The organism is Pseudomonas sp. R3.Fl (assembly GCF_023516765.1).
Lineage (GTDB): Bacteria > Pseudomonadota > Gammaproteobacteria > Pseudomonadales > Pseudomonadaceae > Pseudomonas > Pseudomonas citronellolis.
Window position 1 is genome coordinate 4771510 of the sequence record NZ_JAMGSO010000001.1, and the last position, 21884, is coordinate 4793393.

General features: G+C 68.0%; 20 protein-coding genes. 17 read left to right on the top strand and 3 right to left on the bottom strand.

The features are described from left to right. Nucleotides 1-207: 207 nt before the first annotated feature. From fae to M8R19_RS21085, 6 genes are all read left to right on the top strand, one after another. Nucleotides 208-720, top strand: a complete 513-nt coding sequence (gene fae, locus M8R19_RS21060) for a formaldehyde-activating enzyme (RefSeq protein ID WP_249918800.1) — start codon at nt 208-210, stop codon at nt 718-720. A 10-nt stretch (nt 721-730) separates the two neighbouring features. Beyond that, nucleotides 731-1765 carry an aldo/keto reductase gene (locus M8R19_RS21065; protein ID WP_116425639.1) on the top strand — a complete coding sequence of 345 codons (1035 nt, stop codon included), beginning with the start codon at nt 731-733 and terminating at the stop codon, nt 1763-1765. Beyond that, a complete protein-coding gene (locus M8R19_RS21070; protein ID WP_249918801.1) occupies nt 1762-3201 on the top strand; it encodes an NAD-dependent succinate-semialdehyde dehydrogenase in 1440 nt (479 codons plus the stop codon). Before M8R19_RS21065 ends, M8R19_RS21070 begins: the two co-directional genes overlap by 4 nt. A 119-nt stretch (nt 3202-3320) precedes the next feature. After that, nucleotides 3321-4682, top strand: a complete 1362-nt coding sequence (locus tag M8R19_RS21075) for an MFS transporter (RefSeq protein ID WP_249918802.1) — start codon at nt 3321-3323, stop codon at nt 4680-4682. A 159-nt stretch (nt 4683-4841) separates the two neighbouring features. Continuing rightward, nucleotides 4842-5294 (top strand): hypothetical protein, encoded by a 453-nt coding sequence (locus M8R19_RS21080; protein ID WP_249918803.1) that lies wholly within the window; start codon nt 4842-4844, stop codon nt 5292-5294. A 279-nt stretch (nt 5295-5573) separates the two neighbouring features. Continuing rightward, a complete protein-coding gene (locus tag M8R19_RS21085) occupies nt 5574-5843 on the top strand; it encodes a GNAT family N-acetyltransferase (protein ID WP_249920206.1) in 270 nt (89 codons plus the stop codon). 173 nt (nt 5844-6016) lie between these two features. On the opposite strand, the gene M8R19_RS21090 is transcribed toward M8R19_RS21085, so the two are convergent. Together M8R19_RS21090 and M8R19_RS21095 are read right to left on the bottom strand one after the other, a co-directional pair. Next, complete coding sequence (locus M8R19_RS21090) at nt 6017-6277, bottom strand: hypothetical protein (RefSeq protein ID WP_249918804.1); 261 nt, start codon at nt 6275-6277, stop codon at nt 6017-6019. A 174-nt stretch (nt 6278-6451) separates the two neighbouring features. Next, entirely contained in the window at nt 6452-7327 is an 876-nt protein-coding gene (locus M8R19_RS21095; RefSeq protein WP_009615764.1) for a LysR substrate-binding domain-containing protein, read from the bottom strand. A gap of 233 nt (nt 7328-7560) precedes the next feature. On the opposite strand from M8R19_RS21095, the gene M8R19_RS21100 reads away from it, so the two are divergent. The 8 genes from M8R19_RS21100 (at nt 7561) to M8R19_RS21135 (ending at nt 16743) form a co-directional block, all read left to right on the top strand. Further along, on the top strand, nt 7561-8742 hold the full coding sequence (locus tag M8R19_RS21100) for a putative porin (RefSeq protein WP_009615766.1): 1182 nt from the start codon (nt 7561-7563) through the stop codon (nt 8740-8742). 94 nt (nt 8743-8836) lie between these two features. Then, the gene (locus tag M8R19_RS21105; RefSeq protein WP_249918805.1) at nt 8837-9781 is read left to right on the top strand and encodes a LysR substrate-binding domain-containing protein; all 945 of its coding nucleotides are present in this window, start codon (nt 8837-8839) and stop codon (nt 9779-9781) included. Nucleotides 9782-9993: 212 nt separating this feature from the next. Then, nucleotides 9994-11418 carry an aldehyde dehydrogenase gene (aldA, locus tag M8R19_RS21110; protein ID WP_116425635.1) on the top strand — a complete coding sequence of 475 codons (1425 nt, stop codon included), beginning with the start codon at nt 9994-9996 and terminating at the stop codon, nt 11416-11418. A gap of 88 nt (nt 11419-11506) precedes the next feature. After that, nucleotides 11507-12805, top strand: coding sequence for an MFS transporter (locus M8R19_RS21115; RefSeq protein ID WP_256512801.1), 1299 nt, complete (start codon nt 11507-11509; stop codon nt 12803-12805). Then, the gene (locus M8R19_RS21120; protein ID WP_116425633.1) at nt 12802-14019 is read left to right on the top strand and encodes a mandelate racemase/muconate lactonizing enzyme family protein; all 1218 of its coding nucleotides are present in this window, start codon (nt 12802-12804) and stop codon (nt 14017-14019) included. The genes M8R19_RS21115 and M8R19_RS21120 overlap by 4 nt, the downstream gene beginning before the upstream one ends. 59 nt (nt 14020-14078) lie before the next feature. Then, complete coding sequence (locus M8R19_RS21125) at nt 14079-15728, top strand: GMC family oxidoreductase (RefSeq protein WP_249918806.1); 1650 nt, start codon at nt 14079-14081, stop codon at nt 15726-15728. A 93-nt stretch (nt 15729-15821) separates the two neighbouring features. After that, complete coding sequence (locus M8R19_RS21130) at nt 15822-16403, top strand: DJ-1/PfpI family protein (RefSeq protein ID WP_009615778.1); 582 nt, start codon at nt 15822-15824, stop codon at nt 16401-16403. Nucleotides 16404-16440: 37 nt separating this feature from the next. Continuing rightward, entirely contained in the window at nt 16441-16743 is a 303-nt protein-coding gene (locus M8R19_RS21135) for a ribbon-helix-helix domain-containing protein (protein WP_009615780.1), read from the top strand. A gap of 473 nt (nt 16744-17216) precedes the next feature. On the opposite strand, the gene M8R19_RS21140 is transcribed toward M8R19_RS21135, so the two are convergent. Beyond that, on the bottom strand, nt 17217-18740 hold the full coding sequence (locus tag M8R19_RS21140) for a fumarate hydratase (protein ID WP_058487548.1): 1524 nt from the start codon (nt 18738-18740) through the stop codon (nt 17217-17219). 254 nt (nt 18741-18994) lie between these two features. On the opposite strand from M8R19_RS21140, the gene M8R19_RS21145 reads away from it, so the two are divergent. The 3 genes from M8R19_RS21145 to M8R19_RS21155 are packed head-to-tail and all read left to right on the top strand — an operon-like array spanning nt 18995 to nt 21872. Further along, nucleotides 18995-20122, top strand: a complete 1128-nt coding sequence (locus M8R19_RS21145; RefSeq protein ID WP_043273307.1) for a GGDEF domain-containing protein — start codon at nt 18995-18997, stop codon at nt 20120-20122. After that, a complete protein-coding gene (locus tag M8R19_RS21150; protein ID WP_249918807.1) occupies nt 20115-21050 on the top strand; it encodes an iron-sulfur-binding ferredoxin reductase in 936 nt (311 codons plus the stop codon). The genes M8R19_RS21145 and M8R19_RS21150 overlap by 8 nt, the downstream gene beginning before the upstream one ends. Nucleotides 21051-21098: 48 nt before the next feature. Beyond that, nucleotides 21099-21872, top strand: a complete 774-nt coding sequence (locus M8R19_RS21155) for an enoyl-CoA hydratase-related protein (RefSeq protein ID WP_249918808.1) — start codon at nt 21099-21101, stop codon at nt 21870-21872. Nucleotides 21873-21884 lie beyond the last annotated feature (12 nt).

Consider the following 21884-nt stretch of genomic DNA (forward strand, 5'->3'; position numbering starts at 1 on the left):
GGTGCTAAAAAATCGCGCAACGGCTCCCGACAACAACAACGAGCGATTGCGCCATGCCTGAATTCCTCCCGCTGCTTTCCCGCTTCCCGCTCGTTCCTCCTCCAACCCCGTCGCGAACCGCCTACTGAACCCGGCTGCCCCGCAGCCCTGCGCACGGACCTTCGCGGCCCGCGCCCCCGCTCGCCCTGACGATCCCACGAGGTACCCATGAAACAGCTCGATCTCTACATCGGTGAAGGCTTCGAAGGCCCCGGCGTCAACGCCGCGCACATCAACATCCTGCTCGGCCCGCGCAACGGCCCCGCCGGCCAGGCCTTCGCCGGCAGCCTGGCCTCGCCCAGCCAGGGCCACTGCCCGTTCATGGTGATCGCCCAGCCGAACCTCCCGGTCAAGCCGATGACCCTCTACGTGAACAAGGCCCCGATCGGCAGCGACCTGCACGCCAACGCCACCTGGGGCGCGTCCCAGGCCGGCATCGCCAAGGCCGTCACCGAGGCCCTGCTGGACGGCACCCTGCCGGCCGAAGCCGAGGACGAGTGGGCCATCGTCACCGCCAACTGGGTCAACCCGGCCTGCGACGACCTGGATGCCGTCTACCTGAACAACTACAACGCCTGCCGCACCGCCATCCGCGCGGCGCTGGCCTGCAAGCCCGAGCGCGCGCAGCTGGCCGACGTGGTCGGGCAGATCGCCAACCCCTTCTACACCCCCAAAGCCTGAGGTCGCCGTCATGCAATACATCCGTCTCGGCAACTCCGGCCTGCAGGTCTCCAAGCTGTGCCTGGGCACCATGAACATGGGCACCCCGGACTGGAAGCCGTGGATCTTCGACGAACAGCGCAGCGAACCGATCGTGAAGCACGCGCTGGACGCCGGGGTGAACTTCATCGACCTGGCCGACTTCTATTCCGCCGGCGTCGGCGAGGAAGTGGTGGGGCGCATCCTCAAGCGCCTGGTGCGCCGCGAGGACATCGTGGTCACCACCAAGGTCGGCTACGGCACCCGCCAGGGCATCAACGCCAGCGGCCATTCGCGCAAGCACATCATGGACAGCATCGACGCCTCCCTGGCCCGGCTGGGCATGGACTACGTCGACATCTACATGCTGCATTTCTATGACCTGAACACCCCCGTGGAAGAGGCGATGGGTGCGCTGAACGACATCGTCCGCGCCGGCAAGGCCCGCTACATCGGCGTGTCCACCATGCTCACCGGGCAGTTGGCGAAAATCCTCATGGCCTGCGAGCGCAACGGCTGGGTCAAGCCGATCAACATGCAGCTGCAGCTCAACTGCGCCTACCGCGAGGAAGAGCGCGAGATGATCCCCTTCTGCTGCGACCAGGGCCTCGGCGTCTCGGTGTTCAGCCCGCTGGCCCGCGGCCTGCTGACCGGCGATGCGCAATCCACGCGCAACCAGACCGACTTCTTCACCCAGCAGATGTACGCCGACGAGGCCTCCTTCGAGATCGCCCGCTCGGTGCAGCGCGTGGCCCAGCGCCGCGGCGTGAGCAACGCGCAGATCGCCCAGGCCTGGGTGCTCAACCACCCCGGCGTGGACTGCATGCTGGTCGGCGCCGACACCACGGCGCAGTTCGACAGCGCCCTGGCCGCGCTGGAGACGCGCCTGGACGAGGAAGAACTCTACGAGCTGGAGCGCAACTACACGCCCTGCGACGTCATCAACGACTACACCGCCGGCAAGCGCATCCTCCGCGTGGCCCGGCCGATGCGCGAGACCTTTTCGCTGACGGAGGCCGTGGCATGAGCGCACTGCTGAAAGCCGGCCACTACATCGACGGACAGTGGCACAGCGGCGGCCCGACCTACGCGGTACGCAACCCGGCCACCGGCGAGGTGGTCGCCGAAGTGCCGCGCGGCGGCGCCGAGGAAACCAACGCCGCCATCGCCGCCGCCGAGCGCGCCCTGCCGGCCTGGCGCGGGCTGCTGGCCAAGGAACGCGCGGCGCGCCTGCGCCGCTGGGCCGAACTGATGCTGGCCAGCCAGGACGAACTGGCGCGCCTGCTCAGCCGCGAGCAGGGCAAGCCGCTGGCCGAGGCGAAAGGCGAGGTGGCCTACGCCGCGAGCTTCCTCGAATGGTTCGCCGAGGAAGCCAAGCGCGTGTACGGCGACGTGATCCCCTCGCCCAAGGCCGACGCGCGCATCGTCGTCACCAAGCAGCCGATCGGCGTGGTGGCCGCCATCACCCCGTGGAACTTCCCCCTGGCCATGGTCACCCGCAAGGTCGGCCCGGCCCTGGCGGCGGGCTGCACGCTGATCCTCAAGCCCTCGGAAGAGACGCCGCTGTCGGCCTTCGCCCTGGCCGTGCTGGCCGAGCAGGCGGGCATTCCCGCCGGGGTGTTCAACATCGTCTCCGGCGATGCCCCGGCCATCGGCGGCGCGCTGCAGGCCTCCGGCGTGGTGCGCAAGCTGTCGTTCACCGGCTCCACCCGCACCGGCAAGCTGCTGATGCGCCAGGCCGCGGACACCCTGAAGAAGGTCTCCCTGGAACTGGGCGGCAACGCGCCCTTCATCGTCTTTGCCGATGCCGACCTGGACGCCGCGGTGCGCGGCGCCATGGCCTCGAAGTTCCGCAACACCGGGCAGACCTGCGTGTGCGTCAACCGCTTCTACGTGCAGGACGAGGTGTACGAAGCCTTCACCGCCAAGCTCGCCGAAGCGGTGCGCGCGCTGCGCGTGGGCAACGCCCTGGAAGGCGATACCGAGCAGGGCCCGCTGATCAACGAAGCGGCCCTGGCCAAGGTCGAGCAGCACGTCGGCGACGCCCTGGAGAAGGGCGCCCGGCTGCTCTGCGGCGGCCAGCGCCATGCCCTGGGCGGCACCTTCTACGAGCCCACGGTGCTGGCCGAGGCGAACGCCGGGATGCTCATCGCCGGCGAAGAAACCTTCGGCCCGGTGGCCGCCTGCTTCCGCTTCCGCGACGAAGCCGAGGCGCTGCGCCTGGCCAACGACACGCCCTACGGCCTCTCCGCCTACTTCTACAGCCGCGACATCGGCCGCGTCTGGCGCATGGCCGAGGGCCTGGAGGCGGGCATGGTCGGCATCAACGAAGGGATCATCTCCACCGAGGTGGCGCCCTTCGGCGGCATCAAGGAATCCGGCCTGGGCCGCGAGGGTTCGAAGTACGGCCTCGACGACTACCTGGAGATCAAGTACCTGCTGCTCGGCGGCCTGTCCGACTGACGCCGCCCCGCACGCAGCCGCGGCCACGCCGCTAAGGAGTTCCGCCAACCGCCGCCGCCCCGACCGGTGCGGCGGTCACCCTTCCGTTCAGACAACAAGAAAAAGACTCGGAGACGATCATGTCGGGTAACACAGTCAGAATCGATGACCTGCCCATCGGCAGGTTCCACATCAAGATCGCCGGCCTCACCTTCGGCGCCCACTTCACCGACGGCTACATCCTCGGGCTGATCGGCATCGCCTTCACCCTGATCAACCCGCAACTGAACCTCGACCCCTTCTGGCAGGGCCTGATCGGCAGCTCGGCGCTGCTCGGCCTGTTCTTCGGCAGCCTGTTCTTCGGCTGGATCTCCGACCACCTGGGGCGGCAGAAAATCTTCCTCATCAGCTTCGTGCTGATCACCCTGGCCTCGCTGCTGCAGTTCTTCGCCGAGACGGCGCTGCAACTGTTCCTCTGCCGGGTGCTGATCGGCATCGGCCTGGGCGGCGACTTCAGCGTCGGCCACGCCATGCTCGCCGAGTTCTCGCCGAAGAAGCACCGCGGCGTGCTGCTGGGCTCCTTCAGCGTGATCTGGACCTTCGGCTACGTCGCCGCCACCTTCGTCGGCACCGCCATGCTCGGCCTGGGCGACGACGCCTGGCGCTGGATGCTGGCGTCCTCGGCGATCCCCGCGGCCATGATCCTGATCGCCCGCATAGGCACCCCGGAATCGCCGCGCTGGCTGGTGCACAAGGGCCGCATCGAGGAGGCCCGGGCCATAGTGCGCAAGCACCTGGGCGCGCACGTGGTGCTCGACGACGAGATGGCCGAGGAGCACAAGGGCGGCTTCCGCCAGCTGTTCAGCGCGCAGTACCGCAAGCGCACCGCGTTCAACTGCCTGTTCTTCATCTGCATCGTCATGCCGTACTTCGCCATCTACACCTTCCTGCCGTCGATCCTGCAGAAGATGGGCCTGGCCGAGGGCTTCGGCACCGAGATGCTGCTCAACGCGCTGCTGGTGGTGGGCGCCCTGCTGGGCATCTGGTGCACGGTGAAATTCACCCGCCGCGGCTTCCTCATCGGCTCCTTCCTGATCCTCTCCGCCGCGCTCTTCCTGCTGGTGCTGCTGCCCGGCAGCCTGGCCTGGCTGATGGTGGCGACCTTCGGCCTGTTCACCCTGGTGCTCTCGGCGGTGAGCAACCTGGTCGGCGTCTACCCGGCGGAAAGCTTCCCCACCGAAGTGCGCGCCGGCGGCATCGGCCTGGCCACCGCCGCCAGCCGCCTGGGCTCGGCGCTGAGCACCTTCCTGCTGCCGGTCAGCGTGGCTGGCATCGGCCTCAACCCGACCATGGCCATCCTCGCCGGCATCCTCCTGTTCGGCGCGCTGATCTCCATGGCCTGGGCGCCGGAGACCAAGTACCTGACGCTGACCGACGCTGGCAGGGGCGAAGGCGAGGAGGGGCCGGCACAGCCGGCGGTTAAGGTGGCGACGGTGCTCTAGCCGGCCGTGTCAGGGAGTCTGCGGTGAAGGGGCTCCCTGTTCAGGTTGGGAGGCGAAATGGCTTTTCTCCCATTCGCGATCGGGACGGTTCGGACATGGGGCGGGGATGCATGCGCTGTATGAGCTTGTGCAATAATTGAGCACCGCACGAGGTGCCTCATGACTGCAAAAGCGAAGACAGGGAAGGAAAGAAAGGGCATTCAGCCCGGAGCTTTTCCCATTGAAGTGCCTGTTACCGATCCTGAAGAGACCGGACGCTACCTGCATGTCCATCTGGACGACGAGGAAGAGCAGAAGAATCTCTATGCCGCCATTATTCGTGCCGCGGACATGAAAAGCCCGGAAATCGTGGCGGAACATATCGAGCCCTACGATCATGCCATGCGGAGCTTCCAATACAGCAGCAGCCGGATTGCGAGCGCCTTGTCCGAAGCGGTGAGAGGTCATGAGCCGATGTACGTGGCGTCGCTCCAGGCGAGGGATGCGTCACGGGATACCGATCGATTCGCAGCTTGTGGTGAGACGGTTCTGAATGTCCGGCGGGCACTGGACATGCTGGAGAATCCACCGAAGGCTAACAAGGCCTTGAAGAAGATCCTCTCGCTGCGCTGACTGCTGGCGCCAAGAAGGATGAATGGATTTCATCACTGTCGACTTCGACAAGTCGGTGAACCGCAGGACGTTTGACTGCGTCTCTCCAGACCTCAACGACTACATCGTCAAATACGCCTCCCAGGATCAGAAGCGTCATTTGTCCAGGACATTCCTGGCGCTGGGAAAGGAGCGTACACGCTGGCGAGTACGTCGGTTCGCCTTGAGGACGTGGCCGAGCAGGAGCGGAAACGGCTCCCGCGCTATCCGCTTCCGGCAGTGCTGCTGAGTCGTCTGGCGGTGGATAGGTCGTGCCAACGGCAGGGGTTGGGGCAACGACTACTCGCTGATGTATTTCGCCGCCTCTATGCAATGTCGAAGCATGCCTGTATCGCTTTCCTGGCAGTCGACGCCAAGGATGAGGCGGCGGCAAGGTACTACAAGTCGCTGGGTTTCGAATCTTCCGATATGGACCGGTTACGCCTGGTGTATCCGACAGCGCCTCTTTTTGAAGAGCTTGCCCATCAGGATTCGAGCGGGCGGCCCCCAGCTACCGGCATCCGTAAGTAGATACCGCTAGGCACCTCAGGCTGTTCTGGAGGTGCCATCCGGCAACGGCGGATAACGCTTCGCGTTATGCGCCCTACGGTCGGGGGATGTCCTGCTCCAGGCGCCTGGTCGAAGAGGGCCACGCCGAGGGTGCCCTCCAGGGCTGCCAGGCGCCGGGAGACGGCCGCGCGGCTTCAGGGGTTCATCAGCCCGCGGATGCGCCGGGTGAGCTCGTCCAGCTGGCGCAGGGTGCCGACGTCGTGGGCGCGTTCGTCGTCCGCCTGCGACAGGCCCAGGGCGACGTTGGCCAGGGCGTGGACCCGCGCGGGCTCCATGCCCAGCACGTGGGCGACGCGCTTGGCGGTGGCGGTGTCGTTCAGGGCTTCCTGGGCTGCGTCGAGCAACTCCTTCAGCAGTCGCTCGTCCAGCAGGTTCAGTGTGTGCTTGATAGACATGATCGGGTCCTTGCGGTGGCGATTTCCGGCGTCCGTGAGCGGGGGCGGACTCCAGCGCATGATCTTGGACCGCCATGCCTTTGGGAGGAGCGCGAAGGCCTGTGCAATTCCTCCGAGTCGGACGGGGGAGATTTCCACGCTCGTGGCGAAGCTGTCGGCAAATCCTCAAAGCGGCTAGGGGTTGCTCATCAGTTCCAGCCAGTCTTGGAAGCGCTGCACCTTGGACAGGCCGCGCTTGTCGGCGGGGATGTCGAGCCAGTAGCCGTAGGGGCCGAGCACTTCCACCGGGGTGATCGGCAGCAGGCTGCCGGCGGCCAGTTCGCGTTCGATCATCTGCCGGTCGATCACCGCCAGGCCGCCGCCGGCCAGGGCGGTGTGGATGACCTGGTCGAGGGTGCTGAACTCGATGCCGCTGCCGGCGTCGACGTCGTTGCGGCCCACGGCTTCCAGCCAGTTCTCCCAGACCTTCAGGCGCTTGCCCTCGTGGAGGATGTGCAGCAGCGGGTGGGCGTGCAGCTCCGGCGGGCGTTCGCCGTCGAACAGCTCCGGGCTGGCCACGGCGATGTGCCGTTCCATCACCAGCAGCTGGCTGTGGCAGTGGGCGGCGGCTTCCAGGCCGAAGCGGATGCGGCAGTCCAGTTCGCCGGGGTTGTCCGCGTCCTGGGCGTTGGTCACGCTCAGGCTGATGTCCGGGTAGCGCTGCAGGAAGCTGCGCAGGCGCGGCGACAGCCAGCGCGTGCCCCAGGTCGGCGGCGCGAGGATGCGCAGGCGCTGGCGCAGGTTGGGCACGCGCACCGCCTGCAGGGCGCGCTCGATGCGGTCGAAGGCCTCGCCCAGGTGCGGCGCCAGGGCGCTGCCGGTCTCGGTGAGGGTCAGGCCGCGGGGCGTGCGCACGAACAGGCTGACGCCCAGGTAGTCCTCCAGTTGCTTGATCTGCCGGCTGACCGCGCCCTGGGTGACGTTGAGCGCCTCGGCGGCGCGGTTGAAGCTGCGGTGGTGGGCGACTTCCTCGAAGACCCGGAGCATGTTCAGGGGCGGCAGGCTGCGCATGGGGCGGCTTCCGAAAGGGCGCGCGGGGTGGCGCGCGCGGGCTGGTCGTGGTGCGCCGATTCTAGCGCCGGCGCCGGTCCTACAAACATGCGTTTTTCTCCGGTTCGCCCGGCGATTTAGTCGTTTGTGCGCGGCTCGCGCCAGGGGCTAGTTTCGGCCGCGCACAAGGTGTGGGGGGAGTGTCCGCGCCGGTGCGCCGAATAACGACAAGAACTTCGCCGAGGCTTTCCATTGTGGCCAGATTTCCCCTGCCGCGCCGCTGTGCGCACCTGCTGTTTCCCGTCCTGCTGACTTGCAGCGCCGCCGCCCTGGCGGTGCCGGTGACGGACGAACTCGACGTCGGCGGCGCCATCCGCGCGCGCTTCGACCACGACCCGGACCGCGACATCGACAAGGCCGGCTTCGACACCCTGATGCTGCGCGCCACCTATACCTCCGACAGCTGGATAGGCGCGGCGCGCTACCGCTTCTACGGCAAGCAGTACCCCTACCAGTACACCGACCACATCGGCGACGTCGCCTTCGCCGAGTACGCCTGGGTCGGCTACCGCTTCGACGCCGAGCGCCAGGTGCAGGTCGGCCTCAACCAGATTCCCTTCGGCCTGCAGCCGTTCTTCGGCAGCACCTTCTACGAGACCCTCGGCAACGTGGTGGGCCTGGAGGACGTCTCGGCGGTGGGCGCCAAGTACATCCAGCAGCAGGGCGACTGGAACCTGCAGGCGGGCCTGTACGGCCGTCCGGCCTGGCCGGGGCGCGGCACCAGCAACGGCAGCACCTACTCCACGGTGGTGACCTCGGCCGACGACTACGTGCCCGAGGGCACCCGCAACCAGGAACGGCAGATCGTGGTCGCGCGCCTGGCGCGCTCGCTGCAGCTGGGCGACTGGAAGTCCGAGGTGGGCGTGTCGGCCCTGACTTCGCGCCTGGAGAACAAGGACACCCACGACGCCGGCCGGCGCAACGCCTACGCCCTGCACTACCTGGGGCAGAACGGCCCCTGGGGCGTGCAGCTGCAGGCCGGGCGCCAGCAGATGTCGCCGCGCAACCCGGGCAGCGACGAGGTGGTCAGCTTCGGTGGCTACGACGGCACCTTCAACGTCGCCAGCCGCGGCAACCTCTACGTCGGCGACCTCAGCTACAGCTTCCCCGGCACCTTCGTCGGCGGCTGGGTGAGCGGCATGAAGGTGTACGGCAACTACAGCCGCTTCGACAAGTCGGCCAGCGGCTTCGACGCCTCCGAGCGCTTCATCCTCGGCACCTCGTTCTCGGTGCGTTCCTTCTACATCGCCGTGGAATGGCTCAACGGCCGCAACGACCCCTACATCGGCGGCAGCAGCTACACCGACAGCCTGGCCCAGGGCGGAACCGATCACTGGGAGAATCAGCTCTACGCCAACGTCGGTTATTACTTCTGAGTGAGCCTCGGCGGCGGCCCTGGTGACTCCGGGGCCGCTGCCATACTCCAATGCGCATGCCGCGTCCAACGGGGGCGCGAGGGGAGGGCCAGCGATGAAGCGCAAGATCCCGGCGCTCAATGCACTCAAGGCGTTCGAGGTGGCCGGCAGCACCGGCAGCTTCACCCGCGCCGCCGAACTGCTCAACGTCACCCAGAGCGCGGTCAGCCGCCAGGTGCGCCAGCTGGAGGAGCAGCTCGGCGAGCCGCTGCTGCAACGCCGCCACCACCACCTGCAACTGACCGACGCCGGGCGCATGCTGCTGCGCGCGTTGCAGCAGTCGTTCGACCGCATCGAGCTGACGGTGCGCGGCATCCAGCAGCGCCAGCACCTCAACCGCCTGCGCCTGAACGCCCCGCCGACCTTCGCCAGCCGCTGGCTGCTGCCGCGCCTGGGGCGCCTGCGCGAGGCCCATCCGGGGCTGGAGGTGACACTCACCACGCACCTGCAGGACAGCCTGGCCGAGACCGGCACCCTGGACTGCGCCATTCGCTTCGGCAACGGCGAGTGGGAGGGCCTGGACAGTTCGCTGCTGATGCACGAGAGGCACATCGCCGTATGCGCGCCGGGCCTGCTGGCGCAGCGCGAGGAACCGGAGCAGGGGATGCCGCTCAATGGCATGACCCTGCTGCACGTGCTGGCCCGCGACGACCAGCGCTACCTGACCTGGCGCCACTGGCTGGACGCGGCGAAGATCCAGGGCGTCGACCTGCAGGGCGGCTACGAGTTCGACCTGCTGGACATGGCCATCCGCGCCGCCATCGATGGCCTGGGCGTGACCATGGCCGACCGCCAGATGGTGGCCCGCGAGCTGGTGGCCGGGCAACTGGTGCAACTGCTCGACGTACAGGTGGACGGCCACCAGTCCTACTGGTGGGTGAGCCGCCCGGGGCAGGAGCTGCCGGAGCACGTGGAGCGCTTCCGCGACTGGCTGCTGGAAGAGGTGCGCCTGGCCGAGCGCAGCCTGGACAACGCCGCGCACATCGTCAGCCCGCGCTGAAACGTCGCCGGGTAACATGCGAAAAACGCAGGTTACCCGGTGTTATTAATCGTTTGTCCGGCCTGCCGCGCCTGTCGAAACTTGGCCATCCAAGAACGACAAGAGTGTTTCCCATGCCTGCCCGCACCCGCCTGCCGGCGCGGCCTAGCGCCCGCCCCGCGTCGCTCCTGTCGTTCCTCCGCCACCGCGCTGCTTGAACCACAGGAATGCCCATGCGTACTGACCAGAACTTCATCGACGGCCGTTTCCGCGACGGCTCCGTGGCCGCCCGCATCGCCGTGTCCGACCCGGCCACCGAGGCCTGCATCGCCGAGGTGCCGGCCGCCAGCGAGGCCGAGGTGCGCCAGGCCGTGGAAGCCGCGCAACGCGCCCAGCGCGACTGGGCGAAGCTGCCGGCCATCGAGCGCGGCGAATACCTGCGGCGCTTCGCCGAGGCCATCGAGCGCAACGCCGCGCGCATCGGCGAGGCGCTGGCCCGCGAGTCCGGCAAGAGCCTGCAGGACGCCACCAACGAGGCCGTCTACGCCGCGCAGATCACCCGCTACCACGCCGAATGGGCGCGGCGCATCGAGGGCGAGGTGATCCCCAGCGACTCCCGCGACGAGACCATCCTGCTGCAGCGCGAGCCGATCGGCGTGGTGGCCTGCCTGATCCCCTTCAACTACCCGGTCTACACCCTGCTGCGCAAGGTCGCCCCGGCGCTGATCACCGGCAACACGGTGGTGGTGCGGCCGAGCAACAACACTCCGACCTCGGCCTTCGAGATCGCCCGCGCCGCCGCCGAGGCCGAGCTGCCGGCCGGCGTGTTCAACGTGCTGACCATGGTCCACGAGGTCGCCGCCACGCTCTGCCAGCACCCGGCGGTGGGCATGATCACCCTGACCGGCAGCGTCGGCGCCGGGCGCACCGTGCTCGACTACTGCAAGGCGAACATCGCCAAGCCGTCGCTGGAGCTGGGCGGCAAGACCCCGGCGATCATCGAGGCCGACGCCGACCTGGAGCAGGCCGCCAGCGCCATCGCCGCCTCCAAGACCACCCACTGCGGCCAGCTGTGCACCGCCATCGAGCGCGTGTACGTGCAGGCCAGCGTGCACGATCGCTTCCTCGCCCTGCTGCGCGAGAAGCTCGCCGCGGTGCGCAGCGGCGACCGCGGCGAGGACCCGAGCCGCATGGGCCCACTGGTAAACGAACGTTCGCGCCAGGAAATCCATGCCAAGGTGCAACGCGCCCTGGCCGAAGGTGCCCGGCTGGAATGCGGCGGCGTGCTGCCGGAAGGGCCGGGGCACTTCTACCCGGCGACCCTGCTGAGCAATTGCCGCCAGGACATGGAGATCGTCCAGGAGGAAATCTTCGGCCCGGTGCTGCCGGTGCTGCGCTACGAGACCCTCGACGAAGCCCTGGCCATGGCCAACGACCACCAGTTCGGCCTGTCCTCGGTGCTCTACAGCGAGAACTACCGCACGGCGATGAAGGTGGCCAACGCCATCGAGGCCGGCGAGCTGTACGTCAACCGCACCCCCGCCGACCCCTACCAGGGCTTCCACGCCGGCTGGAAGCGTTCGGGCCTGGGCGGCGACGACGGCAAGCACGGGATGCTGGAGTTCACCCAGACCCGCCTGGTGGTCCTGAAGTACTGACGAGCCGCGCCGGGCGCCTGCCTGCGCCCGGCGCGCGCCGCGCTTTTCCGACAACCCGCCGGTGCCCGCGCCGGCCACGAGACGCATGATGAAAAAAACAATAAGTGCAGAGGCCATGCCCATGGCCGTTCCGTCCAGCGCCAACCTGTCGCGCTACCTGCAACTGGCGTTGCTGGTGCTCGCCGCCGGCGCCATCTACCCCATGCTCTACCTGCGCCAGGTGTACCAGAGCACCATGCTCGAGGCCCTGGCCATCAGCAACAGCGAGCTGGGCTACCTGTATTCCATCCTCGGCAGCGCCTTCCTGGTCAGCTACCTGCCCAGCGGCTGGCTGGCCGACCGCATCTCGCCGCGCTACCTGATCAGCTTCTCGCTGCTGGGCACCGGCGTGCTGGGCCTGTGGTACGCGCAGCTGCCCGGCTTCCAGGCGCTGCTGGCGATCTTCTGCGGCTTCGGCATCACCACCGGGCTGACCTTCTGGGCCTCGCTGATCAAGCGGGTGAACATGCTCGCCGGCGAGACCGAGCAGGGCCGCTTCTTCGGCGTGCTCGACGGCGGCCGCGGGCTGGTGGAGGCGCTGCTGGCCACCGTGGCCATCGCGCTGTTCGCCTATGTCACCGAGACCCGCGGCGAGCGCAACGCCGAGGGCCTGCAACTGGTCATCCACCTCTACGCCGCCTGCTGCATCGTCCTCGGCGTGGTGCTGATGATGCTGCGCGACCCGCAGGGCGCGCAGGGCGAACGCGCCGCCTCGGGCAAGGGCAACCTGCTGGAAGACCTGCGCACCCTGGCGCGCATCCCCGAGCTGTGGCTGGTGACCGCCATTGTCTTCTGCGGCTACCACTTCTTCTGGGCCACCTACAGCTTCTCGGCCTACTTGCAGGAAGGCGGCTTCGGCCTGAGCGCGACCATGGCCGGGCTGATCACCACCATCAAGCTGTGGATGCGCCCGGTCGGCGGCATCGGCGGCGGCTGGCTGGGCGACCGCTTCTCCAAGACCGGGGTGCTGACCTGGGCCATGCTGCTCTCGGCCCTGGGCATGCTCGGCCTGGTGCTGCTGCCGAGCCTGCACGTGCTGAGTGTGCTGGTGTTCCTGGTGATCTTCATCGGCCTGATGACCTACGCCATCCGCGGCCTGTACTGGGCCATCCTCGACGACTGCCACATCCCGCTGCGCGTCACCGGCCTGGCCATCGGCATCATTTCCCTGGTCGGCTACTCGCCGGACGTCTTCCTGCCGCTGCTCAACGGCTGGATCACCGACCGCTTCCCCGGCTTCGTCGGCTACCAGATCTATTTCTCCTACGTCGTGGCGGTAGGCCTGCTGGGCGTGGTCGCCACCCTGATCCTGAAGAAACGCATCGACAAGAGAGCGCGCCAAGCATGAAAGTCGTCTCCCTGCAGACCCACGTGGTCGCCGTCCCGCCGCCGCACATCGGCGGCATGTACTGGCTGTTCGTGACCCTCAAGACCGACTGCGGCATCGAGGGCGTCGGCGAGATCTACGCCGCCACCTTCCACCCCAGGGCGATGGTCCCGGTGATCGAGGACGTGTTCCAGCGCTACCTGCTGGACCAGGACCCGCACCACATCGAGCGCTTCTTCCGCCGTGCCTACTCCAGCGGCTTCACCCAGCGCCCGGACCTGACCATGATGGGCGTGGTCAGCGGCCTGGAGATGGCCTGCTGGGACATCGTCGGCAAGGCGGCGAACAAGCCGGTGTACGAGCTGCTCGGCGGCAAGGTCCACGAGCGCCTGCGCTCCTACACCTACCTGTACCCGAAGAACGCCCAGGGCGAGTACGACTACTCCGACGCGGACCTGGCCGCCGAATGCGCGGTGCACAACATGAACCTCGGCTTCAGCGCGCTGAAGTTCGACCCGGCCGGGCCCTACACGGCGTTCTCCGGCCACCAGCTGTCGCTGGAAGTGCTGGAGCGCTGCGAAACCTTCTGCCGCAAGATCCGCGAAGCGGTGGGCAGCAAGTGCGACCTGCTGTTCGGCACCCACGGGCAGATGGTGCCGTCCTCGGCCATCCGCCTGGCCAGGCGCCTGGAGAAGTACGACCCGCTGTGGTTCGAGGAGCCCATCCCGCCGGGCCAGGAAGAGGCCATGGGCCAGGTCGCGGCCAAGACCAGTATCCCCATCGCCACCGGCGAGCGCTTGACCACCAAGTACGAATTCTTCCGCCTGCTGCAGGCCGGCGGCGCGTCGATCCTGCAGATGAACGTCGGGCGCTGCGGCGGCCTGCTCGAAGGCAAGAAGATCGCCTCCATGGCCGAAGCCTTCTACGCGCAGATCGCCCCGCACCTGTACAACGGCCCCATTGGTGCGGCGGCCAGCTTCCAGCTGGCGACCTGCACGCCGAACTTCCTGATCCAGGAAAGCATCGGCACCTGGGACGGCTTCCACGCGGAAATCCTCAAGAAGCCGCTGCACTGGGAAGACGGCTACATCATCCCCTCCAGCGAGCCCGGCCTGGGCGTGGAGCTGGACATGGACGTGGTGCGCCGGCATTCCCCCTACACCGGCGAGCGCCTGCACCTGCAGATGGGCCCGGACCCGGTTGACGTCAAGGACAACGCCCCGGCCAAGGGCTGACACCCGCGCCCGCGCCCGCGCCGGCCGGCGCGGGCCCCCTTACTTGCGGTACGAGATTCATGACTTACGACTACATCATCGTCGGCGCCGGCTCGGCCGGCTGCATCCTGGCCAGCCGCCTGAGCGAGTCCGGCGAGTACAACGTCCTGCTGCTGGAGGCCGGCGGCAAGGATTCCTCGCCCTGGTTCAAGGTGCCGGTGGGCTTCGCCAAGCTCTACTACAACCCGACCTTCAACTGGATGTACTACAGCCAGCCGCAGCGGCAGCTCGCCGGCCGCCAGCTGTATGCGCCGCGCGGGAAGGTGCAGGGCGGCTCCGGCTCGATCAACGCGATGATCTACGTGCGCGGCCAGGCCCACGACTTCGACGACTGGGCGGCGAACGGCAACGACGGCTGGTCGTTCAAGGAGGTGCTGCCGTACTTCCGCAAGCTGGAGTCGCACCCGCTGGGCGACAGCGAGTACCACGGCGCCAGCGGGCCGATCCGCATCAGCCCGATGAAGGGCCACACCCACCCGATCTGCGACGCCTTCCTCAAGGGCTGCGAGGAACTCGGCTACCCGCGCAGCGAGGACTTCAACGGCGCGCACTTCGAAGGCGCCGGCATCTACGACGTCAACACCCGCGATGGCCAGCGCTGCTCCAGCAGCTTCGCCTACCTGCACCCGGCGCTGGGCCGGCCGAACCTGAGCATCGAGCGCCACGCCCAGGTGGAGCGCGTGCTGTTCGACGAGAACAGGCGCGCCGTCGGCGTGAGCCTCAGCCAGCATGGCGTGCAGCGCGAATTCCGCGCCCGCCGCGAGGTGATACTGGCGGCCGGCGCGGTGGATTCGCCGAAGCTGCTGCAACTCTCCGGCGTGGCCGACCGCGAACTGCTGCGCCAGCATCACATCCCGGAAGTGCTGCACCTGCCGGCGGTGGGCAAGAACCTCCAGGACCACCTGTGCGTCAGCTACTACTACAAGGCCAACGTGCGCACCCTGAACGATGACTTCGGTTCGTTGCTGGGCCAGGCCAAGCTGGGGCTGGAGTACCTGTTCACGCGCAAGGGGCCGCTGTCCATGAGCGTCAACCAGAGCGGCGGTTTCTTCCGCAGCGACGACGGGCAGGCGCACCCGAACCTGCAGCTGTACTTCAACCCGCTGTCCTACCAGATTCCCAAGAGCAGCAAGGCCAGCCTCAAGCCGGAGCCGTACTCGGGCTTCCTGCTGTGCTTCAACCCATGCCGGCCGACCAGCCGCGGCGAAGTGCGCATCGCCTCGAAGAACCCGGCCGACGCGGCGCTGATCGACCCCAACTACCTGAGCACGCAGAAGGACATCGACGAAGCCATCCAGGGCAGCCGGCTGATCCGCAGGATCATGAACGCACCGGCGCTCAAGGCGGTGACCGTGGAGGAAGTGCTGCCGGGTGCGGCGGTGCAGTCCGACGAGGCCATGCTGCAGTACTTCCGCGAGAACTGCGGCTCCATCTACCACCTATGCGGCAGCTGTGCCATGGGTGCCGACCCGCAGTCCAGCGTGGTCGACAAGCGTCTGCGGGTGCATGGCCTCGAGGGCCTGCGCGTGGTGGATGCGTCGATCTTCCCCAACGTCACCTCCGGCAATACCAACGCGGCGGTGATGATGGTGGCGGAGAAGGGCGCCGAGCTGATCCTGGAGGATGCCCGCCAGGTCCAGGCCGAAGTGCCGCAGCGCCTGGCGGTGTAGTAGCGGCCTATTACCCGCCGCGGCGGGGAGTGGCTAACCTGTCTGGCATGCCCGGCCACCCATGGCCGGGCCCCTGCCCGGAGGAATGCTGCGATGGCCGCGAAGAAGATTCTGATGTTGGTCGGCGACTACGCCGAGGACTACGAAACCATGGTGCCCTTCCAGGCGCTGCAGATGGTTGGCCACGTCGTCCACGCGGCGTGCCCGGACAAGAAGGCTGGGCAGAGCGTGCGTACCGCCATCCATGATTTCGAGGGCGACCAGACCTACAGCGAGAAGCCGGGGCACAACTTCGCCCTCAACGCCGACTTCGCCACTGTTCGCGCTGAAGACTACGACGCGCTGCTGATCCCCGGCGGCCGCGCCCCGGAATACCTGCGCCTGAACGCCAGGGTGATCGAACTGGTGAAGGCCTTCGATGCCGCGAAGAAACCCATTGCCGCCGTCTGCCACGGCGCCCAGCTGCTGGCCGCGGCCGGCGTGCTGAAAGGCCGCTCCTGCAGCGCCTACCCGGCCTGCGGCCCGGAAGTGAAGCTGGCCGGCGGCGAATACGTGGACATCCCGGTGGACGCCGCCCACGTCGACGGCAATCTGGTCAGCGCCCCGGCCTGGCCGGCGCACCCGGCGTGGCTGGCGAAGTTCCTCGAAGTGCTCGGCACCAAGATCAGCCTGTAGACTGGCGTTCGCGTCTATAGATAGAAGGAGGCAGAGCATGTGCGAGCTCTACGTGAAGGCCGACCCGATCCTCTACGAGTCGCGCTCCCGGTCCCTGCGCATCCGCGGCGTGGTCACCACCCTGCGCCTGGAGAACCAGTTCTGGGACATCCTGCGGGAGATCGCCGAAGTGGACGGCATGACCACCAACCAGCTGATCGCCAAGCTCTACGACGAGGTGATGGACTACCGCGGCGAAGTGGTCAACTTCGCCTCCTTCCTGCGCGTGAGCTGCACCCGCTACCTGGCCCAGCGCCGCGACAACATCGTGGAGCTGAGCCGGGTGCCGCGCAGCGCCTGATCCCCGACCCTGTAGGAGCGGGCCCTGCCCGCGATTTCGCGCGCAGGGCGCGCTCCTACAGGGGAATGGCGTGGGTGGGGCGGCGTAGGAGCGGATCTCATCCGCGAATCGCGCCGGTGGTTCCGGCTATCGCGGACAAGGTCCGCTCCTACGACCGTGCTTCCTGGAACCGTAGGAGCGGGCCCTGCCCGCGATTTCGCGCGCAGGGCGCGCTCCTACAGGGGAATGGCGTGGGTGGGGCGGCGTAGGAGCGGATCTCATCCGCGAATCGCGCCGATGGTTCCGGCTATCGCGGACAAGGTCCGCTCCTTGTATGTCGAGCACGGCTTCTCGTAGGAGCGAGCTTGCTCGCGAACGAACTCCGCAGCGGGACATCAGGTTCGCGAGCAAGCTCGCTCCTACGAAGATCTGTCGCGCAGGCATGAAAAAGCCCGGCGCATGGCCGGGCTTTTTCCTGGAGCTGAAGCGAAGGCTTACTTCACTTCCACCGCCAGGCTGTGGGCGATCTTGTCTTTCCAGATCGCCGGGCCGGTGATGTGCACCGACTCGCCGTTGGTGTCGACCGCCACGGTCACCGGCATGTCCTTCACGTCGAACTCGTAGATCGCTTCCATGCCCAGTTCGGCGAAGGCCAGGACCCTGGACTTCTTGATCGCCTGGGCCACCAGGTAGGCGGCGCCGCCGACGGCCATCAGGTACACGGCCTTGTTGTCCTTGATCGCCTCGATGGCGATCGGGCCGCGCTCGGACTTGCCGATCATGCCCAAGAGGCCGGTGCTTTCCAGGATCTGCCGGGTGAACTTGTCCATGCGGGTGGCGGTGGTCGGGCCGGCCGGGCCGACCACTTCGTCGCCTACCGGGTCGACCGGGCCGACGTAGTAGATGAAGCGGCCCTTCAGGTCCACCGGCAGCTCTTCGCCCTTGTTCAGCATGTCGACCATGCGCTTGTGCGCGGCGTCGCGGCCGGTGAGCATCTTGCCGTTGAGCAGCAGGGTCTCGCCCGGTTTCCAGCTCTGCACTTCTTCCGGGGTGATCTTGTCCAGGTCGACGCGGCGCGCGGAGGGGCCGGCTTCCCAGACGATTTCCGGGTAGGCGTCCAGCGGCGGGGCTTCCAGTTCGGCCGGGCCGGAGCCGTCGAGCACGAAGTGGGCGTGACGGGTGGCGGCGCAGTTGGGGATCATGCACACCGGCAGCGAGGCGGCGTGGGTCGGGTAGTCCATGATCTTCACGTCGAGCACGGTGGTCAGGCCGCCCAGGCCCTGGGCGCCGATGCCCAGCTGGTTGACCTTGTCGAACAGCTCCAGGCGCAGTTCCTCGATGCGGTTCTGCGCACCGCGGGCCTTCAGCTCGTGGATGTCGATCGGGTCCATCAGGACTTCCTTCGCCATCACCGCGGCCTTCTCGGCGGTGCCGCCGATGCCGATGCCGAGCATGCCCGGCGGGCACCAGCCGGCGCCCATGGTCGGGACGGTCTTGAGCACCCAGTCGACGATGGAGTCGGACGGGTTGAGCATGGCCATCTTCGACTTGTTCTCGGAGCCGCCGCCCTTGGCCGCGACGTCCACTTCCACGGTGTTGCCCGGGACGATGGAGTAGTGGATCACCGCCGGGGTGTTGTCCTTGGTGTTCTTACGCGCACCGGCCGGGTCGGCCAGGATGGAGGCGCGCAGGACGTTCTCCGGCAGGTTGTAGGCGCGGCGCACGCCTTCGTTGATCATGTCGTCGACGCTCATGGTGGCGCCGTCCCAGCGCACGTCCATGCCGACGCGGACGAACACGGTGACGATACCGGTGTCCTGGCAGATCGGGCGGTGGCCGGTGGCGCACATGCGCGAGTTGATGAGGATCTGCGCCATGGAATCGCGGGCGGCCGGCGATTCTTCGCGCAGGTACGCCTCATGCATGGCCTGGATGAAATCGACCGGGTGGTAATAGGAGATGAACTGCAGGGCATCGGCGACGCTCTGGATGAGGTCGTCTTGCTTGATCACGGCCATGGAGCACGGTCCTCTTCAGGCGGGAATGTCAGGCGGGTATTTCAGGCGGCTAAGCCACGTACACCGAACGCGTCCGGTCAGGCACCGGCGCAAAAAGGGCGCCGTAGTATAGCGCCGTGCCAGGGCCGGGCGCACGCGCCGGCGATCCGACCTTGGTCGGCAGGGGCGGCAAGCGCCCACTTTCCGGTCGGCTAGGCATGCTGTGGCTTTGATAGTAGAGTGAGGGCCAAGTGCCATTACGGGATGGAGCCCCCATGAGCACACCGAGTTCCCCGCTGAAGCAGCGCGCCCTCCAAAAACTATTGTTCAGGCGGTTCGGCATGGCCCTCGGCACCTACGCGATGGCCCTGCTGCTGCTCTGGCTGACCGTGATCGGCGACTTCTACCATGGCTCCCCGGCGTTGGCGCTGGCCGCCACCCTGTGCGCCGTGGCCAGCCAGGCGGTGTTCTTCTGGCTGTTCGCCAGCGGCCGCAACCAGCGCTTCGTCGACGCCAGCCTGACCGAGCCGCAGGTGCTGGTGGCGCTGGTCTGGACCACCTTCTTCCTGGCCCATGTCGACAGCGTGCGCGGCACCCTGATGGTGCTCTACGTGCTGATCCTGCTGTTCGGCGTGTTCCAGCTGCAGCCGCGGGTGTTCGCCCGTTGCGCGGGCCTGGCCTTCATCGCCTTCGCCGGCCTCAACCTCTGGGAAGCCTTCCGCCAGCGCCTGCAATTGCCCGGGCAGGCCGTGCTGCAACTACTGGTGCTGTTCATCGTGCTGGTCTGGCTGACGCTGTTCGCCGGCTACGTGCAGGCCCTGCGCCAGCGCATGCGCCAACGCCGCTACGCGCTGCAGGCGCACCAGGACACCCTGCGCGGGATGATGCGCCAGCTGGAAGACCTGGTGGCCACCGACGAACTCACCGGGCTGTTCAACCGCCGCCACTTCCTGCGCCTGGCCGGGCGCGCGCTGGACGATCTGGACGAGGGGCAGCGCCATGGCCTGGCGCTGATCGACCTGGACCACTTCAAGCGCATCAACGACGTCCACGGCCATTCCGCCGGCGACCGCGTGCTGCAGACCTTCGCCGCGGTGGCGCGGGCCTGCCTGCGCGAGGGCGACGTGCTGGCGCGCTACGGCGGCGAGGAGTTCGTGCTGCTGCTGCCCGAGGCCGACAGCGACCGCCTCGCCGCCTGCTGCGAGCGCCTGCGCCAGGCCTATGCGGCGGCCGAGCCGATGGGCGTGGAGGTGCCGGTGCTGAGCCTTTCCGCCGGCATGACGCTGCTGCAGAGCGGCGACGATCTCGACGAGGCCTTGCAGCGGGCCGACCAGGCGCTCTACCGTGCCAAACGCAGCGGACGCAATCGCTGCGAGGCGGCATGGGAGGAGAGCGATGCCTGAACTGCATGCCGGCGGCCGACACTGGGAAGTGGCCGCCGGAAGCAACCTGCTGGATGCCCTGCGCGCCGAGGGGATCGCTATTCCCTACAGCTGCCGCGCGGGCAGTTGCCATGCCTGCCTGGTGCGCTGCAGTGGCGGCGAGCTGCTCGACGATCGCCCCGAGGCGCTGGACGCCGCGCGCCGCGCCGGGGGCTGGCGCCTGGCCTGCCAGTGCCGGGTGGTAGAGGATTGTGCTGTCGAGGTCTTCGATCCCCAACGTGACGGCCTGCCGGCGACGGTCGCCGGGCTGGACTGGCCGGCGGCGGACATTCTGCGTCTGCGCCTACAGCCGCAACGCCCCCTGCGCTACCGCGCCGGCCAGCACCTGGTGCTGTGGCTGGGCGAGGTGGCGCGTCCTTATTCCCTGGCCAGCCTGCCGGGCGCCGAGCCCTGGCTGGAATTCCACATCGCCTGCCAGGCTCCCGGCGCCTTCTGCGACGCGGCGCGCCAACTGCGGGTGGGCGACGAACTGCGCCTGGGCGAGCTGCGCGGCGGCGCACTGCACTACGACCCCGAATGGCAGGAACGCCTGCTGCTGCTGATGGCCAGCGGCACCGGCCTGGCGCCGCTGTGGGGCATCCTGCGCCAGGCCCTGGCCGAAGGGCACCAGGGGCCGATCCGCCTGCTGCACCTGGCGCGCACGCCGGCCGAGCACTACCTGGCGGCGGAACTGGCGGCGCTGGCCGCGGCCCATCCCGACCTGCAGGTGGCGCTGGCGCTGCCGGCCGATCTGGACGCGCATCTGGCGCAATTCCGTCTTGTCTCGCGGCGAAGCATCGCCTTACTCTGCGGCCAGCCCGCCAGCGTCGAGCGCTTCGCCCGCCACCTGTACCTGGCCGGCGTGCCGCGCGGCCAGACCCTGGCCGACCTGTTCCTCTCCCACGCCTGAGCCGGGCCGCAGAGCCCGGCCGCCACAGCCTGCTGCCAAGGAGTTGCCATGAGCCAACAGATTCTCGTCGAGCGCGAACAGGGCCTGCTGACCCTGCGCCTGAACCGCGCGGACAAGATGAACGCGCTGACCCGGGAAATGTACGCGGCCCTGGCCGACGCCCTGGAGGCCGCCGAGCACGATCGCGGCGTGCGCGTGGTGCTGATCGCCGGCAACGCCGAGTGCTTCACCGCCGGCAACGACATCCACGATTTCCTCCAGTACCCGCCCAGCGGCCAGGACAGCCCGGTGTTCCGCTTCATGCGCGCGCTGATGGAGTTCAGCAAGCCGGTGCTGGCGGCGGTGGCCGGCCCGGCGGTGGGCATCGGCACCACCCTGCTGCTGCACTGCGACCAGGTCTTCGTCGCCCGCGGCGCCAAGCTGAAGATGCCCTTCGTCAACCTCGGCCTGTGCCCGGAGTTCGGCTCCAGCTTCCTGGTGCCGCGCCTGCTCGGCCACGTCCGCGCCGCCAGCCTGCTGATGCGCGGCGACGGCTTCAGCGGTGAACAGGCGGTGGCCTTCGGCATCGCCAACGAAGCCCTGGCCGACGGCGCCGCCGCCCTCGAACGCGCCCGCGAAATGGCCCTGAGCCTGCTGGCCCTGCCGCCGGCGGCCCTGGCGCTGAGCAAGCGTCTGCTCAAGGCGCCCTACATCGATGAACTGCGCAAGGTGGTGGCGCAGGAAGGCGAACTGTTCGTCCAGCGCCTGAGCTCGCCGGAAGCCCTGGAGGCGTTGAGCGCCTTCACCCAGCGCCGCCAGCCGGACTTCTCGCGCTTCGCCTGAGCTGGCCGGCTG